This is a genomic window from Streptomyces sp. NPDC092296 (genome assembly GCF_044755465.1).
In the GTDB taxonomy this organism is placed as follows: Bacteria; Actinomycetota; Actinomycetes; order Streptomycetales; family Streptomycetaceae; genus Peterkaempfera.
Genome location: NZ_JBIVRB010000007.1, coordinates 121,885 through 140,244 on the forward strand (window position 1 = coordinate 121,885; position 18,360 = coordinate 140,244).

Here is an 18,360-nt window from a genome sequence, read left to right on the forward strand (position 1 = left end):
CTCTCGGGCGTACCCGGTTCCGGCGGCCGGTGCCGACCCACCGGCGCCGGCGCGGCACCCCGCCCCGAGGGGCGGGGCCACCGGCCGGCGTCCGTCTGCTCGCCTGCGGGATCAGCCGCGGGTGAGCTTCTTGTAGGTGGCGCGGTGCGGCCGGGCGGCCTCGGCGCCGAGCCGGTCGACCTTGTTCTTCTCGTAGGACTCGAAGTTGCCCTCGAACCAGAACCACTTGCTCTCGCCCTCGTAGGCGAGGATGTGGGTGGCGACCCGGTCCAGGAACCAGCGGTCGTGGGAGACCACCACGGCGCAGCCGGGGAACTCCAGCAGCGCGTTCTCCAGCGAGGAGAGGGTCTCCACGTCGAGGTCGTTGGTCGGCTCGTCGAGGAGCAGCAGGTTGCCGCCCTGCTTGAGGGTGAGCGCCAGGTTGAGGCGGTTGCGCTCGCCGCCGGAGAGCACCCCGGCCGGCTTCTGCTGGTCCGGCCCCTTGAAGCCGAACGCGGACACATAGGCGCGCGAGGGCATCTCGACCTGGCCGACGTTGATGTAGTCGAGCTCGTCGGAGACCACGGCCCAGAGGGTCTTCTTGGGGTCGATGCCGCCGCGGTTCTGGTCGACGTACGAGATCTGGACGGTCTCGCCGACCTTGATCTCGCCGGAGTCCGGGGTCTCCTCGCCGGTGATCATCTTGAACAGCGTGGTCTTGCCGGCGCCGTTGGGGCCGATCACGCCGACGATGCCGTTGCGCGGCAGGGTGAACGACAGGTCGTCGATGAGCACCTTGTCGCCGAACGCCTTGGAGAGGTGGTTGACCTCGACCACGATGCCGCCCAGGCGCGGGCCCGGCGGGATCTGGATCTCCTCGAAGTCCAGCTTCCGCATCTTGTCGGCCTCGGCCGCCATCTCCTCGTAGCGGGCGAGGCGGGCCTTGGACTTGGCCTGGCGGCCCTTGGCGTTGGAGCGGACCCACTCCAGCTCTTCCTTGAGCCGCTTGGCGCGCTTGGCGTCCTTCTGACCCTCGACCTTCAGCCGGGCCGCCTTGGACTCCAGGTAGGTGGAGTAGTTGCCCTCGTAGCCGATGGCACGACCGCGGTCGAGCTCGAGAATCCACTCCGCGACATTGTCCAGGAAGTACCGGTCGTGGGTGACGGCGACGACGGTACCGGCGTACTTGGCCAGGTGCTGCTCCAGCCACAGTACGGACTCGGCGTCCAGGTGGTTGGTGGGCTCGTCCAGCAGCAGCAGGTCGGGGGCCTCCAGCAGCAGCTTGCACAGCGCCACCCGGCGGCGCTCACCACCGGAGAGGGTGGTGACCGGCCAGTCGCCGGGGGGGCAGCCCAGGGCGTCCATGGCCTGTTCGAGCTGGGCGTCGAGGTCCCAGGCGTTGGCGTGGTCCAGCTGCTCCTGGAGCACGCCCATCTCGTTGAGCAGCTCGTCGGAGTAGTCGGTGGCCATCAGCTCGGCGATCTCGTTGAACCGGTCGAGCTTGGCCTTGACGTCCTTCACCCCGTCCTGGACGTTCTCCAGCACGGTCTTGGACTCGTCGAGCGGGGGCTCCTGGAGGAGCATGCCGACGGTGTAGCCGGGCGAGAGGAAGGCGTCTCCGTTGGAGGGGTGCTCCAGACCCGCCATCATCTTCAGCACCGTGGACTTGCCGGCGCCGTTGGGACCCACGACTCCGATCTTCGCTCCAGGCAGGAAGCTGAGGGTCACGTCGTCAAGGAGGACCTTGTCGCCGTGCGCCTTCCGCACCTTGCGCATGGTGTAGATGAACTCTGCCAAGGAAATCGCTCCGGCGTCGTCGGGAATGGCTTACGGGCTTACGACCCTCCATTGTGCCGCACCGGGGAGGGGCGCCCCACACGCCGGGACCCGGCCCCCGTGAACGGGGACCGGGTCCGGTGTGCTGCTGCTTCGACTACGGCGCCTGGATCAGGCGGACGGGGTCGAGCGGCGCTTGCGGAGGAAAAAGACAACCCCGCCGCCGATCACCACGAGCGCCACGGCGGCACCCGCGATCACCGGGGTGGCGCTGCTGCTGCCGGTGTCGGCCAGGCCGCCGCCGGTCGTGGCGCCGGTGGTGCTGTCCCCACTGGTACCGGCGGTGCCGGTGTCGCCACCGGTGGAGCCGCCGCTGACGGTGTCGCTGGGCGAGGCGCTCGGGGTACCGCCGGTGGTGTCACCGCCCGTGGTGTCCCCACCGGTGGTGTCGCCGCCGGTGGCGGTGTCCCCACCGGTCGTGGTGTCGCCGCCGGTGGTGGTGTCGCCACCCGTGCTGTCGCCACCGGTGGTGCCGGTGTCACCGCCCGTGGTGTCGCCGCCGGTGGAACCGCCGACGGTGCTCTCCACCTGGCAGTCGAGCACACCCGCGAAGGTCTCCGAGAAGTCGTTGCTCCCCTTGACCTCAATCGAGTACGCCGCGTCCTCGGCGACCTGCACCGCGACGTCCTGCGACTCGCCCGGCTTCACGGTGACGCTCTGGTCGCCCACGGTGCCGACGAAGTCGTCGTCACCGCTGTTGGTGATGGTCACGACGACCTGGCCGTGGACGCAGTCGACCTCGGCACTGGCAGCCGCGATGGGGCCCTTCTTGGCCCAGTTGGCGGTCGCGGTGGACTTGACCTCGATCTTGCCGGAGCCGGCCAGGATCATGGTCTGGCTGTGGTCCTCGGGGGTGTAGCCGAGGCTGGTGAAGGCACGGCCGATCGGCACCTCGGTGACGGCGTCCGCAGTCACCGTCGCGGTACCGGGGGCCAGACCCTTCGGCACCTGGAAGTAGATGTCGCTGCCGTTGGACGCCTCGCTCAGGCTGTTGCCGTCCTTGTCGACCAGCGTGACGCCAGCCTGGGCGGAGTCGCCGTCGAGCTGGAGCTGGGCGGTGGTGGTGCTGCTGACGGTGACCGGGCCGAGCCGGTCGCCGCTCTTGCCGGAGACGGCGGACGGCGACAGCGACAGCGACGGCTGGGGCTCCGCGGCGTCGACCGCGTTCTTGACCAGGTACTTGCTGAGTTGGAGCGCCTCGTTGTCGACCGGCTTGGCGTTCTTACGGTCCGAGAAGTGCCAGATGGCGGCCTGGGTGCCCGCTGCGGCGTCCTGCTCGGTGAACTTGCCGCCCGAGATGCCCGCGGCCGTGGCGAGCTTGGTCAGGTCGCTCTGCGTCGGGTACGAGTTCTCGAGAATCCACTTGATCTTGCCGGCGTCGGGATTGGTGGCCAGCGAGGTGGAATCCCAGCCGGTCTCCTGGTACTGCGCCTTTGCCTTGGTCTTGTGGCCGAAGTCGATGCAGTAGGTCTTGATCTCACCCTGATTGGTCTTCAGCGTGAAGAGGCCGCCGGTGACGACATCCCCGTGATCGATCTGGATCGACCCGCCGAAGACGCCCGACTGCAGCGTTGCCGTCGCACCGTCACCGCCCTGACCAGGGTCGGCCATCGCAGACCCGGCGGCGGCGAAGCTTCCGCCCACCATCATGCCCGACGCGAGCATGACAGCAGACATGCGGGGTATTACCCGCCCGCGAACACGGAACATAGGTGACTCCTCCGAGCGGCCGCACACGATGACGCGCCGCTGTAATTGCCACGCCCCCGAACAACGCGGCGCCTCCCTGACCTGAGGCATCCTATTGACCGCCAGGCCCCACCAAACCTCTGTACCAAACCAGGACAGACTCGTTTCCACATCGTTATCAAATGGACCAAGATGCGGACGAACTGTCGACAAGTCAGCAAAGTCGCACGTCAGAACGCCCTTCATCTTCACGCCCTGCCCGCGATTTACGCCGCGCAACAGCACATGAGCTCTACACGGGAGCGGGCACCCGCTCCGTCGGCATCGCCTCGCCACCGACCGCCGTACGCTCCCACGAGGGCTGCTGCTCCACCAGCTCCGGCCTGGCCCGCACCGCCCGGCGGAAGGCCGAAGTGCCGCGCGCCAGATCGTGCCCCAGCGCCCAGGCGTCGATGTCGACCGTGACGACGCGCTTCCCGTCCTGCTCCCGGTCGCGCACCCGCAACTTGCCCGTCACCACCAGCGGGTCGCCCTTGCCCACCGAACTGACGACGTTTTCGGCCATCCAGCGCCAGGCCCATACCGTCACAAAACTGGTTTCACCGTCCACCCAGGCCCCCCGCTGCCGGTCGAAGCGCCGCTCGGTGGAGGCCAGCCGGAAGCTGGCGAGCGGCACTCCCGCCGCCGTGGTCGAGTAACGGACATCGGTCGCGGCGTTGCCGACGATCGTCACCAGGGTCTCGTTCACGAGCACTCCCCCGTCGTTGGTTGCGTTGCCGTGAGACTGCCCCGACCTCGATCGACCCCGCCAGCCGTCCCCCCGAACCTGTGGATAACCCCCGCCTGTGGAAAACGGCATTCACTCCGGGGAAGACGATTCAAATCACCGAGTTGACACTTCAGCTGCGTTCATGACAATTATTCGGGCGTAATCTCCGCCCCTCACCCCGAACGAGTGCCGCCCTCCGACCCGCCCCGATCCCCCGGTCGGACGAAAAGGGACACCTCCTCCCGATACCCACCGGATCCATAACGGGTGAGGCGACAGCGCCGTAACGAGTGCACAACGTCCAGCCCGACGCCCGGCAATACCGGTGCGCCCACGGGCCCCACCTGCGATTATCGGACCGCTTCACCAGCACCGACCGCGACGGCGCACCGGTGGAACACATGGGAGAAAACCCGGACACCCTTATCCTGTCCCAGACAGGACAACGGCTTGCCCCACGCACCCCACACCGCACCCGGGGCCGGCCGCCGCTTCCACACGCCGCAACCGCGTCGTCCACGGCAGCCCCGTCCGGGCCTGTCAGGCCCCCGTAGCTCAGCGGATAGAGCAGGTGCCTTCTAAGCACTTGGTCGCAGGTTCGAGTCCTGCCGGGGGCGCAAACAGCGTCTGACCTGCTAAATCGCTGCACAGCCCGCGCGATGGCCGATTCGCACAGCAAGTGCCTCGCCAAAGCGGGCTGTCCCATGGGCCCGTCGTGGCTGTTCTTTCCCGTCTTCACCGACGGCACCGCACCCGGATACGTCCTGCGCCCCGTGCCGCAGCTGGGGGATGTCGGCGCCATCAGTCCCGTCACAATTGCCAGGTAGCTGAGCGGGAGCAGGAGACGGGCCGCCGAGGGACAGGTGCCGTGCCCGGGAATACGCGCCGGATAGCGGGTGTGCTGAAGCTCCGGTTCCGTACGCCTGAGCGGCGGGCTCGCGGGTGCGGTGGGTCAGGGGGCCGGGGTGAGGGCGCGGTGGAGGAGGGGGGCGTCGAAGGCGGTGGTTTCGATCCAGAACTCGTGGCGGCGCCGGGCCTCGTAGCGGGTGACCACGCGGTCGACGTGGGAGGCGAGTCTGGTCGGTTGGCAGCCCGTGACCAGGACGATCGTGCCGCCGGACGGGATCTCGGTCGCGGGAGCGCCGCCCTCGGGGGTGAACAGCAGGGGTGCGCCGGGGCGGCTGAGGGTGAGGCGGCCGTCCTTGTGGTCGGCGAGCAGTCCGGCCCGGGATTCGGCGTCCAGGCGGCAGGGGATGGCGACCGGGCGATCGGCGGCGTACACGCGGGCCCGGCGGTCGGCGCGCAGGCGGTAGGCCAGCGGGATGAGCTGGTTGCGGGTCAGGATCAGAAGCGCTCTGACGGGTAGATCCATGACGCCTCCTGCCGGGCCGATGCGGTGATCATAGGACAACCGGGTCGGCCCGGCAGGGGCGGGTGAGGGTACGGGTCAGCCTGCGGTGCAGGTCAGGGTGGGGGCGGTGTTGGCGCCGGTGTTGGTGCCCTGGAAGCCGAAGGTGGTGTTGGCGCCGGGTGCCACGACTCCGTTGTAGCTCATGGACGTGGCGGTGACCGAGGTGCCGGTCTGGGTGGCGTTGGCGTTCCAGGCGTTGGTGATCTTCTGGTTGCCGGCCCAGCTCCAGCCGACCTTCCAGGAGGTGATGGCGGCGCTGCCGGTGTTGCCGACCGTCACGGTGGCGGTGAAGCCCGCACCCCAGTCACTGTCGACGTGGTAGGACGCGGTGCAGCCGCCGGTGCTGCTGCCGCTCTTGGTGGTGGCGGTGACGGCGGCGGACGGCAGGGACGGGTTGCCCGCCGCGTCATGGGACCGCACGGTGTAGCTGTACGTGGTGCCGGCGGTGAGGCCGGTGTCGATGTACGAGGTGGTGGTCGTACCCCCCACCCTGGTGCTGCCCCGGTAGATGTCGTAGCCGGTCACGGGGGCGCCGACCATGGGTGCGGTCCAGCTCAGCGAGACGCTGTCGGCGGTCGTCCCGGTCACCGTCAGTCCGGTCGGCGCCGCGGGTTCCGGCGGGTCGATGGGCGGCAGGGTGGTCGGCGGAACGGTCGTCGGCGGGGTGGTGGTCGGCGGGGTGGTCGGCTGCCCGACGATCGACCAGTACGCCGCCTTGGCCTGCAGCTCCCGGTCGAAGAGCAGCGGCGCGTCCAGCCGGTTGATCGGGAAGGAGTCCAGCCAGGTGTTGTCGTCGGCCAGGCCCCAGAGGGTGACCGAGCTGATGTCGGCGCTGTGGCTGCGGTACACGTCGAACAGCGTCTGGTACTCGGTGGCCTGCTGGGTCAGCGCGGCGGCCGGCACACTGGCGTAGCTGGAGGTGTCGTCGGTGTAGATGCTGACGTCCATCTCGGTGATCTGCTGGTCCACGCCGAGCTGGGCGAACTTCTCGATGGCCGCCTTGGTGTCCGAGGCGGACGGCCACTGGATGTTGCTGTGCATCTGGTGTCCGATGCAGTCGATCGGCACGCCCTGCGCCTTCAGGGTGCTCACCAGGTTGTACAGCGCGTCACGCCGGGCGGGCACGGTGGTGTTGTAGTCGTTGATGCACAGTTCGGCGCTCGGGTCGACGGCGTGCGCGGTACGGAAGGCGTCCGCGATGAAGTCGGTCCCGGTGATCTGGTACCACAGGCTGCGCCGCAGGCCGTCGGACTGGCTCTCGTCGATGACCTCGTTGGCCACGTCCCAGGCGTAGATCTTGCCCTTGTACCTGCCGACCACGGCGGTGATGTGGTTCTCCAGCCGGGACAGCAGCAGCGCCTTGTTCGCCGGGGTGGCGGTCATGGTGTTGCCGTCGGCGTCCTTGAACACCCAGTCCGGCGTCTGGTTGTACCAGGCGAGCGTGTGGCCGCGGACCTTGATGCCGTTGGCGGTGGCGAAGTCGACGATGGCGTCCGAGTCGGTGAAGTTGAAGGCGCCCTCGGTCGGCTCGGTGGCGTCCCACTTCATGGCGTTGCCCGGGGTGATGGAGCCGAAGTGCTTCTTGAGCAGGTCGGCGTGGTCACCGACGATCTCCGCGCGGGTGACCGCGGCGCCGACCGTGAAGTCGGCGGCCAGCGCGTCCTTGAGCGCCGGAATGTCCTGCTGGACGGGTACGGCGGGCAGGTGGGTCATGCTGAAGTCGTCGATGTAGAACGACGGGGTGCCGCTCACCGACTCCACGTACACCTTGAGCACGTCCGCGTCCGCAGCCAGCGTGTAGCTGCCGCTGAGCTGCACCCAGCCGTTGCTGGTGGCGGTGGTGCCGGAGGCCACGGTTTCGTAGTTGGCGGTGCCCTGCCACTGCCGCTCGACGGAGAGCCGCACCGGTGTGTCGGGCGAGTCGGCGGCGAGCCGCACCCAGACCGCGAGGGTGTAGGCGGTGCCCTGCCGCATGGTGCCGAGCAGGCTCAGCGACGGGCCCTGCCAGCTGTCGGTGCGGTCGGTCACCGCGAGGCTGTGGGTGCCCTGGTGGGCGACGGCGGTGGAGTCGGTCACGGTCTCGGACCCTCGGGGGGCCCACTGGCCGATCCCGGACTCGAAGTCGCCGGTGAGGTCGACCACCGGGGTACCGGCGGCGCGGGCCGGAGGGGCCGTGGCCGAGAGCGCCAGGCAGAGCGCCGCGACCAGGCTGAGGCAGAGGACCGCGAGCAGGGCGGCTCTGGGACGTTGCACGGGCATGCGTCAGATCCTTGTCTGTGAACGCACGCAGACCACCGGCGGCTGTGGGCACCGGGGCTGCCGGACGGACGCCGGCATGGGCCTGGCGTACCAGAGAGGGACGAGCCGCGGTGTCCCCGCGCCGGATTCCGGGCACGGGCCGCAAGGGCGGTGACGGTCACTGATCCTAGGGATCGGGGCATGCCAGTGGCAACGCCGAGCGGCGGCGTCCGTGCCGGGGCACCGGCGGGCGCGCCCCGGCACGAACGGAGATCGGACGGAGATGGGACGGGGTCGGACGGCGTCAGCCGGTCAGACCGCGCCGGGTCAGCAGCGGCTGGATCTCCGGGTCGCGGCCCCGGAAGGCGCGGAAGGCCGCGAGCGAGTCGACGCTGCCGCCCCGGGAGAGCAGCGCGCGGCGGAAGGCGTCGCCGTTCTCGCGCCGCATCCCGCCGTTCTCCTTGAACCACTCGACGGTGTCGGCGTCCAGCACCTCGCTCCAGAGGTAGGAGTAGTACCCGGCGGCGTACTGCCCGGTGAAGATGTGCGCGAAGTAGGTGGAGCGGTAGCGGGGCGGGATGGCCGGCACCGCGACTCCGGCCGCCGCCAGCGCCGCCGCCTCGAACTCCTCCACGTCACCGGGCTCGGCCCCGGCCGGCAGGGTGTGCCAGGCCCAGTCCAGCAGGGCGGCGGCCAGCACCTCCACCATCCGGAAGCCCTCGCCGAACCGCTCCGCCGCCGCCATCCGCTCCACCAGCCGGGCGGGCATCGGCTCGCCGGTGAGGTGGTGCCGGGCGTAGTTGGCCAGCACCTCGGGCCAGACCGCCCACATCTCGTTGACCTGCGAGGGGTACTCCACGAAGTCGCGCGGCACCCGGGTGCCGGAGAAGAAGGGGTAGCGCACCGAGGAGAGCAGGCCGTGCAGGGCGTGGCCGAACTCGTGGAAGAGGGTCGTCACCTCGTCGAAGGTCAGCAGCGCGGGCTCGCCCGGCGCCGGCTTGGCGATGTTGAGGTTGTTCACCACCACCGGGCGCCGCCCCACCAACCCGGACTGCGACACCAGCTCGTTCATCCAGGCGCCGCCGCGCTTGGACTCCCGGGCGTGGTAGTCACCGAGGAAGAGGCCCAGCGGGGTGCCGTCCTCCTCGAACACCTCGAAGACCCGCACATCGGGGTGGTAGCCGACCAGGTCGGGCCGCTCGGTGAAGGTCAGGCCGTAGAGCTGCCCGGCGGCGAAGAAGGCGCCGTCGCGCAGCACCCGGTCGAGGACGAAGTACGGGCGCATCGACGCCGCGTCGACGTCGTACTCGGCCTTGCGCACCTTCTCCGACCAGTACGCCCAGTCCCAGGCCCGCACCTGCTCGTCGCCGCCGCTGCGCCCGGCCTCGGCGGCCAGTGACTCCGCCTCCCGGGCGGCGTTGGCGACGGCGGGCGGCACCAGCCGTTCCAGCAGCCGGGCGACGGCGGCGGTGTCACCGGCCGTCTGGTCCGCGACCTCGTACGCCGCGTGGCTGGCGAAGCCGAGCAGTGCGGCCCGCTCGGCCCGCAGTCGGGCCATCCGCACCACCGGTTCGCGGTTGCTGCGCAGGCCGCGGCCGAGCGATGCCTCCAGCAGCCGGCGCCGGACCTCGCGGTCGTCCAGGGCGGCCAGTTCGGTCTGGTTGGAGAAGTTCTTCAGGCTGATCACATAGGAGCCGTCGTGGCCCAGTGCCCTGCCGTTCTCGGCGGCGGACGCGATCGCATCCGCCGACAGCCCGGCCAGCTCCTCGGGGCTGTCGAGGACCAGGGCGGCGGCCCGGGTGTCGGCGAAGAGGTTCTGCTCGAAGGCGGACTCGGCGGCCGCCAGCTGCTCGTTGAGGGTACGCAGCCGCTGCTGGTCGGCGGCCGGCAGCTGGGCCCCCGCCCGTACGAAGCGGCTGTGGTAGCGCTCCAGCAGCCGCAGGGACTCGGCGTCCAGCCCGAGGTCGGCGCGGGCCCGGTACAGCGTCTCGATGCGGTCGAACAGCGCGCGGTCGAGGTGGATCGCGTCGTCGTGGGCGGCGAGCCGGGGGCTGATCTCCGCCTCGACGGCCTGGAGGACCGGGCGGGTGTCGGCGGCCACCTGGTTGAAGAAGGCGGACTCCACCCGGCGCAGCAGGGTGCCGGAGCGTTCCAGCGCCACCACGGTGTTCTCGAAGGTCGGGGGTTCGGTGGCGGCCGCGATGGCCTCGATCTCGGCCAGTTGCTCGGCCATGCCGCGCTCGAACGCCGGCTGGTAGTGCTCGTCGCGGATGTCGGCGAACGGCGGCAGTTCGTACGGCAGGGTGCTGGGGCTGAAGAAGGGATTGTGCGTCACCGAGTCGACCCTACGCCGGGGTACGGGAGGCGGGGCACGGGGATCTCTCGGCAGCTCGACCGGCTTCGGGAGTCCCCGGCGTCGTCGTACCGCAGGTGACGTACCGCCAGGCCGATGGTTTCCGCTTCGGCTTTGGAACCTTTACGGCTGGGCCGTCCTCTTGACGGTGGCAGGGGTCGGGCGGCCCCGACGCGATTGCCGGGGCCGCCACCGGCCGGCCCTTGCGCTATCCCAGTAGCCGGGGCGGCACCAGGGCCGTCCCGGGGTCGGTGCCCGCTGCCAGGGTGGCCGATGTCTGCCGTGCCCAGTCGGCCAGCGCCGCCGTGGCGATGCCGTACGGGGCGGAGTCGGCGTGCGGGTCGGTGGCGTGCGGGTCAGCCGACTGCGGGTCGGTGGCGTACGGGTCAGCCGACTGCGAGTCGGTGGCGTGCGGGTCAGCCGACTGCGGGTCGGTGGTCTGCGGGTCGGTGGCGTGCGGGTCAGCCGACTGCGGGTCGGTGGTCTGCGGGTCGGTGGCGTACGGGGCGATGGCTGCCGCTGCCCGGCCGAGCAGCGCCACCGCGCCCGTGGGGTTGCCGCGCGCGGCGTGGGTCAGGCCCACGGCCAGCTGGGCGAGGCCGCGCCACAGGCCACGTTCGGGTTCGGCCGCTGCCTTCCAGGCGTCCTCGAACACCTCGTGGGCGTGGAACGGCATCCCGGCGTCCAGCAGCCGCTGGGCCTCCGCCAGGGTCTGCTGCGGCGTCCTCGGCACCCCTTCCGGCTGCCGCTGGACACCGTCCGCGCCGTACGGCAGCGGGCGCCCCAGGCCGTCCCGGGGCCGGGCGTTGCGCGCCCGTCCCTGCGCGTCCCGGTCGCGCCCCCGCTCGGCACGCGGCGGCCCGGCCGGTTCAGGACCCTGGACGGTGGCGCCGCAGTGCTCGCAGACGGCCGCGTGGCGGTCCTCCCGGAGCCGCCCGCAGTCGTCGCACACCTGGTCGAGCCAGCACGCCGCATCGCCACCGTCGCTCATGCGTCGATTGTGCACCCGGCCTGCGGCGGCCCGCTGTCGGACCTTGCGGCTCCGTCGGACCTTGCTGCTCTGTCGGACCTTGCTGCTCTGTCGGACCTTGCGGCTACTGTCGGGAATCGGACCGTGGCAGGCACGGCCATGGACGGAGGTGAGGACCGGATGGCAACCCGAATCGCGCTGGTGGCCGACCCGGACGGCCCCGGCGGGCGGTTCCAGCGGCTGGCCGACGACGGCTCGCCCGCCGGGCCGCCGGAGCGCACGGCCGACCTCGCCGCGTCGGTCGCCGCCGCCGAGGCGCGGGAGCGGCCGCGCTGGGTCTGGGCGTCGACGGATGCCCTCTACCCCCGGCTGCTGCCGCTGCGCGCCGCCCGCTGCCATGACCTGGCGCTGGTCGAGCCGCTGCTCCTCGCCCACGAGGGCCACTACGGGCACCCGCGCTCGCTGGGCGCCGCCTGGGCGCGGCTGCACGGCCTCGCCGTCCCCGAGGACCGCCGCGAGAGCGCCCTGCCGGACGACCAGCCGACACTGTTCCAGCCCGACCGGCTCCAGCTGCCGGCCGGCACCGATCCGCTGCGGGCCGTGGTCGAGGTGCACGCGGACCAGCAGCGCAGGATCGCCGCCGCCGAGCATCCGGACCGGATGCGGCTGCTGGCCGCCGCCGAGTCGGCCGGGGCACTGGCCGCCGCCGAGATGGCGTACGAGGGGCTGCCCTGGCGCGCGGACGTCCACGACGAGCTGCTCACCGGGCTGCTCGGCCCCCGGCCCCCGGCGGGCGTCCAGCCACAGCTGCTGGCCGAGGTGGCGGCCGAGTTGCAGCAGGCGTTCGGCGGCCGCCCGTTCAATCCCGACTCGCATGTGCAGGTGCTCCGGGCCTTCGCCGAGCAGGGCTTCAGCCTGCCGTCCACCCGCTCCTGGGTGCTCCAGCAGGTCGACCATCCGGCGGCCGCGCTGATGCTCCGTTACAAGGAGCTGTCCCGCATCCACACCGCCCACGGCTGGGCATGGCAGGAGAGCTGGGCGCGCGGCGGGCGGTTCCGGCCGGAGTACGTGGTCGGCGGGGTGGTCTCCGGCCGCTGGGCGAGCCGGGGCGGCGGCGCGCTGCAGATCCCCCGGATGCTGCGCGGCGCCGTGGTCGCGGACCCCGGCTGGTCGCTGGTGGTGGCGGACGCGGCCCAGCTGGAGCCCCGGGTCCTCGCCGCGCTGTCGGGCGACGCGGGGCTGGCGCGGGCCGCCGCGCAGGGCGATCTGTACGAGGCGCTGGCCGCGCTGGCCTTCGGCGGTGACCGGGCGCGGGCCAAGCTGGGGATGCTGGGCGCCATGTACGGGCAGACCAGCGGCGAGGTCGGGCCGCTGCTGGCCGTGCTGCGGCGGCGCTTCCCCACCGCCATGGCGTATGTGGAGGCGGCCGCCCGCACCGGTGAGGAGGGCGGGGTGGTCCGCTCCCATCTGGGCCGCACCTGCCCACCGCCGTCCGCCGGCTGGCAGGATCTCGCGGGAGCAGGGGCAGCGGGCGCGGGCGCCGAGGACGACGGCGGCTCGGACGGCGACCGGGCGGTGCGGGCGGCCCGCGCCCGGGGCCGCTTCACCCGCAACTTCGTCATCCAGGCCAGCGCCGCCGACTGGGCGCTGGCACTGCTGGCCGCGCTGCGGCGGCGGCTCGCCGAGATCGGCCCGGACGCCACCGGCGGGCGGCCGCACCTGGTGTTCTTCCAGCACGACGAGGTGGTGGTGCATGTGCCCACCCAGTACGCCGACGCGGCGGCGGCGGCGGTGGCCGAGGCCGGGGAGGAGGCCCGTCACCTGGTCTTCGGTGCCACCCCGGTCCGGATGCCGCTGGAGGCGCATGTGGTGGAGTGCTATGCCGACGCCAAGTAGGCCGCCGCCCGGGGCAGCGGGCGGGCGGTCAGCCCAGTGCCTTCTGGAACCAGTGGTCGGCATACGGGGAGTCGTTGTACGGCGGGATCTCGGCGTAGCCGTGCCGGGCGTACAGGGCGCGGGCCTCCACCAGGTCGCGCCGGGTGTCCAGCCGCATGGTGTCCCGCCCCAGGTCGCGTGCGGTCCGCTCGGCCGCCGCGAGCAGCCGACCGGCGGTGCCGGTGCCCCGTGCCGCCGGGTCGACGTACAGCCGAGTCAGCTCCGCGATCCGCGCCGTCAGCAACCGTACGCCGACGCAGCCGACCGGCTCGCCGCCGTGCCGGGCCACCAGGAAGGCACCGGTCGGCGGGGCGAGGTCGTCGCTGGTCTCCTCCGCGAGCACGGCGTCGACCTCCCGCGCGCTCACCGTCCGGCCGTGGTAGCGGCCGACGATCTCGGTGTAGTACCGGCGCAGCAGGTCGGCCGCCACCGGGCCGTTGACGGGTGTCACGGTGACGGTCCGGTGCAGGTCTTCCCCGGCGGGTGCGATGTCCACCGGGACATTCTGCGGTCCGGGCCGGGGAGCGGGGCAACCGGTTTGCCGGGCGGTGGCACTCCGGGGCGGGCAGGCGGCTTATTCCCGGTTTGCATAGTGGTGGATGTCACGGCCCGTCAACCCCTCCCTACGGTGGCGTAGGTCACGTCACCGGGTTCAGGATGGGTGGCCGTGCCTGATCATTCGGAGAACTTCACCATCGCGTCATACGCGGCCATCGGGGACAGCTTCACGGAGGGCCTGAACGACCCGCTGCCCGGCGGCGAGGGCTTCTACGGCTGGGCCGACCGGCTGGCCGGGCTGCTGGCCGCCGGTTCCGCCGCCCCGGGCGACTTCCGCTACGCCAATCTGGCGGTGCGCGGCAGGCTGATCGACCAGATCGTCGAGGAGCAGGTGCCCCGGGTGCTGGAGCTGCGGCCCGACCTGGTCAGCTTCTGTGCCGGGGGCAATGACGTACTGCGGCCCGGCAGCGACCCGGACGTCACCGCCGAGACCTTCGAGGCGGCGGTGCGGCAGCTGCGCACCGCCGCGCGCACGGTGCTGATCTGCACCGGCTTCGACACCCGGGACATGCCGGTGCTGCGGCGGCTGCGCGGCAAGATCGCGACGTACAACGCCCATCTGCGGGCCATCGCCGACCGCAACGGCTGCGCGGTGCTCGACCTGTGGTCGCTGCGGTCCGTGCAGGACCGCCGGGCCTGGAGCGAGGACCGGCTGCACCTGTCGCCGGAGGGTCATCAGCGAGTGGCGCTGCGCGCCGCGCAGGTGCTGGGGCTGCCGGTGGAGCAGGACCCGGAGGCGGCCTGGCCGCCGGCCGCGTGGCACAGCCCGGCGGAGCTGCGGCGGGAGAACATCCAGTGGGCGCGGGAGCACCTGGTGCCCTGGGTCGGCCGGCGGCTGCGCGGGGAGTCCTCGGGGGACAACGTCGAGCCCAAGCGGCCGGACCTGCTGCCGCTCTGAGGCCCGCCCGGCCGAGCCGACAGTGGGCAGGACCCGGCAGCGGGCAGCACCGGACAGCAGGCAGCACCAGATACCGAGCAGGCCCCGAAGCGGCCTACGGGCCGGAGACCGATCTCCGCTCCGCAGGCCGCTTCGCCGTCCCCGGACCTGCTGCGCGCCGACCCGCCGGTTACCGTCAAACCGGGCAAACCCGTTCGATCTCACTACTCTCGGCCTCGTCGGCACCACTCGATCCCTACCGGGGCACCTCCCTGAGGAATACCCCAGGGGGGTATGGTGCTACCACCGGAGAACGCCAACCCCAGGAGGTCCGCGAGATGTCCACCACCGCCGTCTTCACCGTCACCGGCATGAGCTGCGGCCACTGCGAGAAGTCGATCAGCGAAGAGGTGTCGGCCCTCCCCGGCGTCACCGATGTGGCCGCTGACGCCAAGGCCGGCACGGTCACCGTCTCGTCCGAGCAGCCGCTGGACGAGAGCGCGCTGCGCGCCGCCGTGGACGAGGCCGGCTACGAGCTGGTCGGCCGGGCCTGACCGCACCGCCCGCCGAGGGGGCGCGGAGACCCATCCCCGCGCCCCCTCGGAACCGACCCCCCAGGGAGAGGACCATGACGATCACCGCATCCGCCGAGCAGCAGCAGGACCGGGTGGAGCTGGCCATCGGCGGCATGACCTGCGCCTCCTGTGCGGCCCGCATAGAGAAGAAGCTCAACCGGCTGGACGGCGTACGGGCCACCGTCAACTTCGCCACCGAGCGGGCCCGGGTGGACTTCGCTCCCGGGGTGCAGGTGGCCGATCTGATAGCCACCGTGGAGCGGACCGGCTACACCGCCGAACTGCCCGCGCCCGCCCAGCCCACCCCCACCCAGCTCGGCTCCGAGCAGACCGGGGGCGGGCAGACCGGGGGCGGGCAGACCGGGGGCGGGCAGACCGGGATCGGGGAGCCCGCCGATCCGCTGCGGCAGCGGCTGCTGGTGAGCCTGGTGCTGACGGTGCCGGTGGTGCTGCTGTCGATGGTCCCCGCATTCCAGTTCGACAACTGGCAGTGGCTGGCCTTCGCGCTGACCGGCCCGGTCGTCGCCTACGGCGGCTGGCCGTTCCACCGGGCCGCCGCCGTCAATCTGCGGCACCGCGCCGCCACCATGGACACCCTGATATCCGTCGGCACCCTCGCCGCGTTCGGCTGGTCCGTCTGGGCACTCTTCCTCGGCGACGCGGGCATGCCCGGGATGCGGCACCGCTTCAGCCTCTCGGTCGGCGCACCGGATGCCTCCTCCACCCTCTATCTGGAGACCGCAGCGGCGGTCACCACCCTGATCCTGCTCGGCCGCTTCATCGAGACCCGCTCCAAGCGCCGCGCCGGGGCCGCCCTGCGGGCACTGATGGAGCTGGGCGCCAAGGAGGTCGCCGTACTGCGCGACGGGCGCGAGGTACGCGTCCCGGTCGCCGCGCTGGCCGTGGGCGACCATTTCGTGGTCCGCCCCGGGGAGAAGATCGCCACCGATGGCACCGTGCTGGAGGGCACCTCGGCGGTCGACGCCTCGATGCTCACTGGCGAGTCCGTACCCGTCGAGGTCGGTCCCGGCACGCCGGTGACCGGGGCGACCCTCAACGCGGGCGGCCGCCTGGTGGTCGAGGCCACCCGGGTCGGCGCCGACACCCAGCTGGCTCGGATGGCCCGGCTGGTGGAGGACGCGCAGAACGGCAAGGCCGCCGCCCAGCGGCTGGCTGACCGGATCTCCGCCGTCTTCGTCCCCGTGGTCATCCTGATCGCGCTGGGCACCCTGGCCGGCTGGCTGCTGGCCACCGGCAACCCGGCGGAGGCGTTCACCGCCGCCGTCGCCGTACTGATCATCGCCTGCCCCTGCGCCCTGGGCCTGGCCACCCCCACCGCGCTGATGGTGGGCACCGGACGCGGCGCCCAGCTGGGCATCCTGATCAAGGGCCCGGAGGTGCTGGAGACCACCCGTACGGTGGACACCGTCGTCCTGGACAAGACCGGGACCGTCACCACCGGCCGGATGGCCCTGGTCGCCGTGCACACCGCCGACGGCACCACCGAGCAGCAGGCGCTGCGGCTGGCCGGTGCCCTGGAGCACGCCTCCGAGCACCCCATCGCCCGCGCCGTCGCCTCCGCCGCCGCCGAGCGCACCGGTGACCTCGCGGCCGTCGAGGGCTTCGAGAACCTCCCCGGCCGGGGCGTACGGGGCACGGTGGACGGCCACGCCGTCCTCGCCGGCCGCACCCGGCTGCTGCTGGACGCCTACCCGGGCCGGCCGCTGCCGGAGTCGCTGGCCCGCGCCGGGCAGCGGGCCGAGCAGGCCGGGCGCACCGCGATCACCGTCGGCTGGGACGGCCAGGTCCGCGCCCTGCTGGAGGTGGCCGACACCGTCAAGCCCGGCAGCGCCGCCGCCGTCCGCGAGCTGCGCGCCCTCGGGCTGACCCCGGTGCTGCTGACCGGCGACAACCGGGCCGTCGCGCAGAGCGTCGCCGCCGAGGTCGGCATCGACGAGGTGATCGCCGAGGTGCTGCCGGAGGACAAGGTCGCCACCGTACGCCGCCTCCAGGAGCAGGGCCGCTCGGTGGCCATGGTCGGTGACGGCGTCAATGACGCCGCCGCGCTCGCCCAGGCCGATCTGGGGCTGGCCATGGGCACCGGCACCGACGCCGCCATCGAGGCCGGCGACCTCACCCTGGTCCGGGGCGACCTGCGGACCGCTGCGGACGCCATCCGGCTGGCCCGCCGCACCCTGGCCGTCATCCGGGGGAACCTCTTCTGGGCCTTCGCCTACAACGTGGCCGCCGTCCCGGTGGCCGCCGCCGGGCTGCTCAACCCGGTGATCGCCGGAGCGGCGATGGCCTTCTCCTCGGTCTTCGTGGTCAGCAACAGCCTGCGGCTGCGCCGCTTCCACGCCCAGGCCGACTGACCCGGGCCGACCGGCGGGAGCGGTTCAGCGGCCCAGCAGCTCCCCGCCGTTGCAGTTGAGGATCTCCCCGGTGATGTAGCCGGCCTCCGGCGAGGCGAGGAAGTACACCGCCGCGGCGACGTCACCGGGGGCGCCGATCCGGCCCAGCAGGGTGCGGCCGGCCCGCCGGGACACCTCCGCCTCGTCCAGCCGGGGGCCGAAGAACTCCGTACCGGCGACCGTCCCCGGCGCGACGATGTTGGCGGTGATCCCGGAGGGCCCGAGCTGGGCGGCCAGGAAGTGGTTCCAGGCGTGCAGGGCCGCCTTGGCCGCGCCGTACGAGCCGGCGCCCCGCAGCGCCGCGATGGAGCTGACCGTGACCACCCGGCCCTCGCAGGGGGTGAGCCGGTCCCGGACGGACTCGGTGAGCAGCACGGCGGTCATCACATTGCGCTCGAAGTCGCCGCGCCAGCGGGCGAGCAGGGCGTGCGGCCCGGCGCCGGGGGCGGTCTCCCGGCTGCCGGCGTTGTTCACCAGGACGTCGATCCGGGCGGGCAGCGCGCCGAGGGCGGCCAGTACGGCGTCGGGGTCGGCCAGGTCGCAGACCAGCGGGGTGACGTCGGGCCCGAGTTCCGCCGCCGTGCGCAGCAGCACCTCGCGGCGGCGGCCGACGATGACGACCCGCTCGCCCGCGTCGGCGAAGCGGCGGGCCACCGCGCGGCCGATGCCCGTGCCGCCACCGGTGACGACGACGTTCCTGGCCATGCGTCCCTCCCTGTACTGCTGGTCCCCCTGGGCCGGTCCACAGCCCGCCGGGGC

At 72.3% G+C, this 18,360-nt stretch carries 12 protein-coding genes, 1 tRNA gene and 1 pseudogene; 5 read left to right on the top strand and 9 right to left on the bottom strand.

Annotation, left to right across the window (positions count from 1 at the left end; all coding sequences use genetic code 11):
* Nucleotides 1-111: 111 nt before the first annotated feature.
* The 3 genes from ettA to ACIQGZ_RS18390 form a co-directional block, all read right to left on the bottom strand.
* Nucleotides 112-1,776 (bottom strand): energy-dependent translational throttle protein EttA, encoded by a 1,665-nt coding sequence (ettA, locus tag ACIQGZ_RS18380; RefSeq protein ID WP_402602952.1) that lies wholly within the window; start codon nt 1,774-1,776, stop codon nt 112-114.
* Between the two features lie 150 nt (nt 1,777-1,926).
* Nucleotides 1,927-3,492, bottom strand: coding sequence for a Cys-Gln thioester bond-forming surface protein (locus ACIQGZ_RS18385; RefSeq protein ID WP_402602954.1), 1,566 nt, complete (start codon nt 3,490-3,492; stop codon nt 1,927-1,929).
* Between the two features lie 304 nt (nt 3,493-3,796).
* A complete protein-coding gene (locus ACIQGZ_RS18390; RefSeq protein WP_402602955.1) occupies nt 3,797-4,252 on the bottom strand; it encodes a single-stranded DNA-binding protein in 456 nt (151 codons plus the stop codon).
* Nucleotides 4,253-4,817: 565 nt separating this feature from the next.
* On the opposite strand from ACIQGZ_RS18390, the gene ACIQGZ_RS18395 reads away from it, so the two are divergent.
* A tRNA-Arg gene (locus tag ACIQGZ_RS18395) sits at nt 4,818-4,890 on the top strand.
* A 335-nt stretch (nt 4,891-5,225) separates the two neighbouring features.
* Here the strand turns inward: ACIQGZ_RS18395 and ACIQGZ_RS18400 are convergent.
* From ACIQGZ_RS18400 to ACIQGZ_RS18415, 4 genes and pseudogenes are all read right to left on the bottom strand, one after another.
* On the bottom strand, nt 5,226-5,645 hold the full coding sequence (locus ACIQGZ_RS18400) for a hypothetical protein (protein WP_402602956.1): 420 nt from the start codon (nt 5,643-5,645) through the stop codon (nt 5,226-5,228).
* A gap of 75 nt (nt 5,646-5,720) precedes the next feature.
* Nucleotides 5,721-7,943 carry an endo-1,4-beta-xylanase gene (locus ACIQGZ_RS18405; RefSeq protein WP_402602957.1) on the bottom strand — a complete coding sequence of 741 codons (2,223 nt, stop codon included), beginning with the start codon at nt 7,941-7,943 and terminating at the stop codon, nt 5,721-5,723.
* A 283-nt stretch (nt 7,944-8,226) separates the two neighbouring features.
* On the bottom strand, nt 8,227-10,257 hold the full coding sequence (locus ACIQGZ_RS18410) for a M3 family metallopeptidase (RefSeq protein ID WP_402602958.1): 2,031 nt from the start codon (nt 10,255-10,257) through the stop codon (nt 8,227-8,229).
* Between the two features lie 517 nt (nt 10,258-10,774).
* Nucleotides 10,775-11,266: pseudogene (locus ACIQGZ_RS18415) on the bottom strand (DUF309 domain-containing protein); the annotation flags it as partial.
* 159 nt (nt 11,267-11,425) lie between these two features.
* On the opposite strand from ACIQGZ_RS18415, the gene ACIQGZ_RS18420 reads away from it, so the two are divergent.
* Nucleotides 11,426-13,141 (top strand): bifunctional 3'-5' exonuclease/DNA polymerase, encoded by a 1,716-nt coding sequence (locus ACIQGZ_RS18420; protein ID WP_402602959.1) that lies wholly within the window; start codon nt 11,426-11,428, stop codon nt 13,139-13,141.
* A gap of 28 nt (nt 13,142-13,169) precedes the next feature.
* On the opposite strand, the gene ACIQGZ_RS18425 is transcribed toward ACIQGZ_RS18420, so the two are convergent.
* Nucleotides 13,170-13,676, bottom strand: coding sequence for a GNAT family N-acetyltransferase (locus ACIQGZ_RS18425; RefSeq protein WP_402602960.1), 507 nt, complete (start codon nt 13,674-13,676; stop codon nt 13,170-13,172).
* Nucleotides 13,677-13,847: 171 nt separating this feature from the next.
* Between ACIQGZ_RS18425 and ACIQGZ_RS18430 the strand changes: the two genes are divergently transcribed.
* The 3 genes from ACIQGZ_RS18430 (at nt 13,848) to ACIQGZ_RS18440 (ending at nt 17,562) form a co-directional block, all read left to right on the top strand.
* Nucleotides 13,848-14,636 (top strand): SGNH/GDSL hydrolase family protein, encoded by a 789-nt coding sequence (locus tag ACIQGZ_RS18430; protein WP_402602961.1) that lies wholly within the window; start codon nt 13,848-13,850, stop codon nt 14,634-14,636.
* A 317-nt stretch (nt 14,637-14,953) separates the two neighbouring features.
* Nucleotides 14,954-15,169, top strand: a complete 216-nt coding sequence (locus ACIQGZ_RS18435; protein WP_402602962.1) for a heavy-metal-associated domain-containing protein — start codon at nt 14,954-14,956, stop codon at nt 15,167-15,169.
* A gap of 74 nt (nt 15,170-15,243) precedes the next feature.
* A complete protein-coding gene (locus ACIQGZ_RS18440) occupies nt 15,244-17,562 on the top strand; it encodes a heavy metal translocating P-type ATPase (RefSeq protein WP_402602963.1) in 2,319 nt (772 codons plus the stop codon).
* Between the two features lie 24 nt (nt 17,563-17,586).
* Here ACIQGZ_RS18440 and ACIQGZ_RS18445 read toward each other — a convergent pair whose 3' ends face one another.
* Nucleotides 17,587-18,306: an SDR family NAD(P)-dependent oxidoreductase gene (locus tag ACIQGZ_RS18445; protein WP_402602964.1), complete on the bottom strand. Its 720-nt coding sequence runs from the start codon at nt 18,304-18,306 to the stop codon at nt 17,587-17,589.
* Between the last annotated feature and the right edge of the window lie 54 nt (nt 18,307-18,360).

Bases quoted from the DNA above. Each gene is read 5' to 3' on its own strand.
- ACIQGZ_RS18385 (WP_402602954.1), bottom strand. From the start codon at position 3,492: ATGTCTGCTGTCATGCTCGCGTCGGGCATGATGGTGGGCGGAAGCTTC.
- ACIQGZ_RS18435 (WP_402602962.1), top strand. From the start codon at position 14,954: ATGTCCACCACCGCCGTCTTCACCGTCACCGGCATGAGCTGCGGCCAC.
- ACIQGZ_RS18445 (WP_402602964.1), bottom strand. From the start codon at position 18,306: ATGGCCAGGAACGTCGTCGTCACCGGTGGCGGCACGGGCATCGGCCGC.
- ACIQGZ_RS18420 (WP_402602959.1), top strand. From the start codon at position 11,426: ATGGCAACCCGAATCGCGCTGGTGGCCGACCCGGACGGCCCCGGCGGG.
- ACIQGZ_RS18400 (WP_402602956.1), bottom strand. From the start codon at position 5,645: ATGGATCTACCCGTCAGAGCGCTTCTGATCCTGACCCGCAACCAGCTC.
- ACIQGZ_RS18440 (WP_402602963.1), top strand. From the start codon at position 15,244: ATGACGATCACCGCATCCGCCGAGCAGCAGCAGGACCGGGTGGAGCTG.
- ACIQGZ_RS18405 (WP_402602957.1), bottom strand. From the start codon at position 7,943: ATGCCCGTGCAACGTCCCAGAGCCGCCCTGCTCGCGGTCCTCTGCCTC.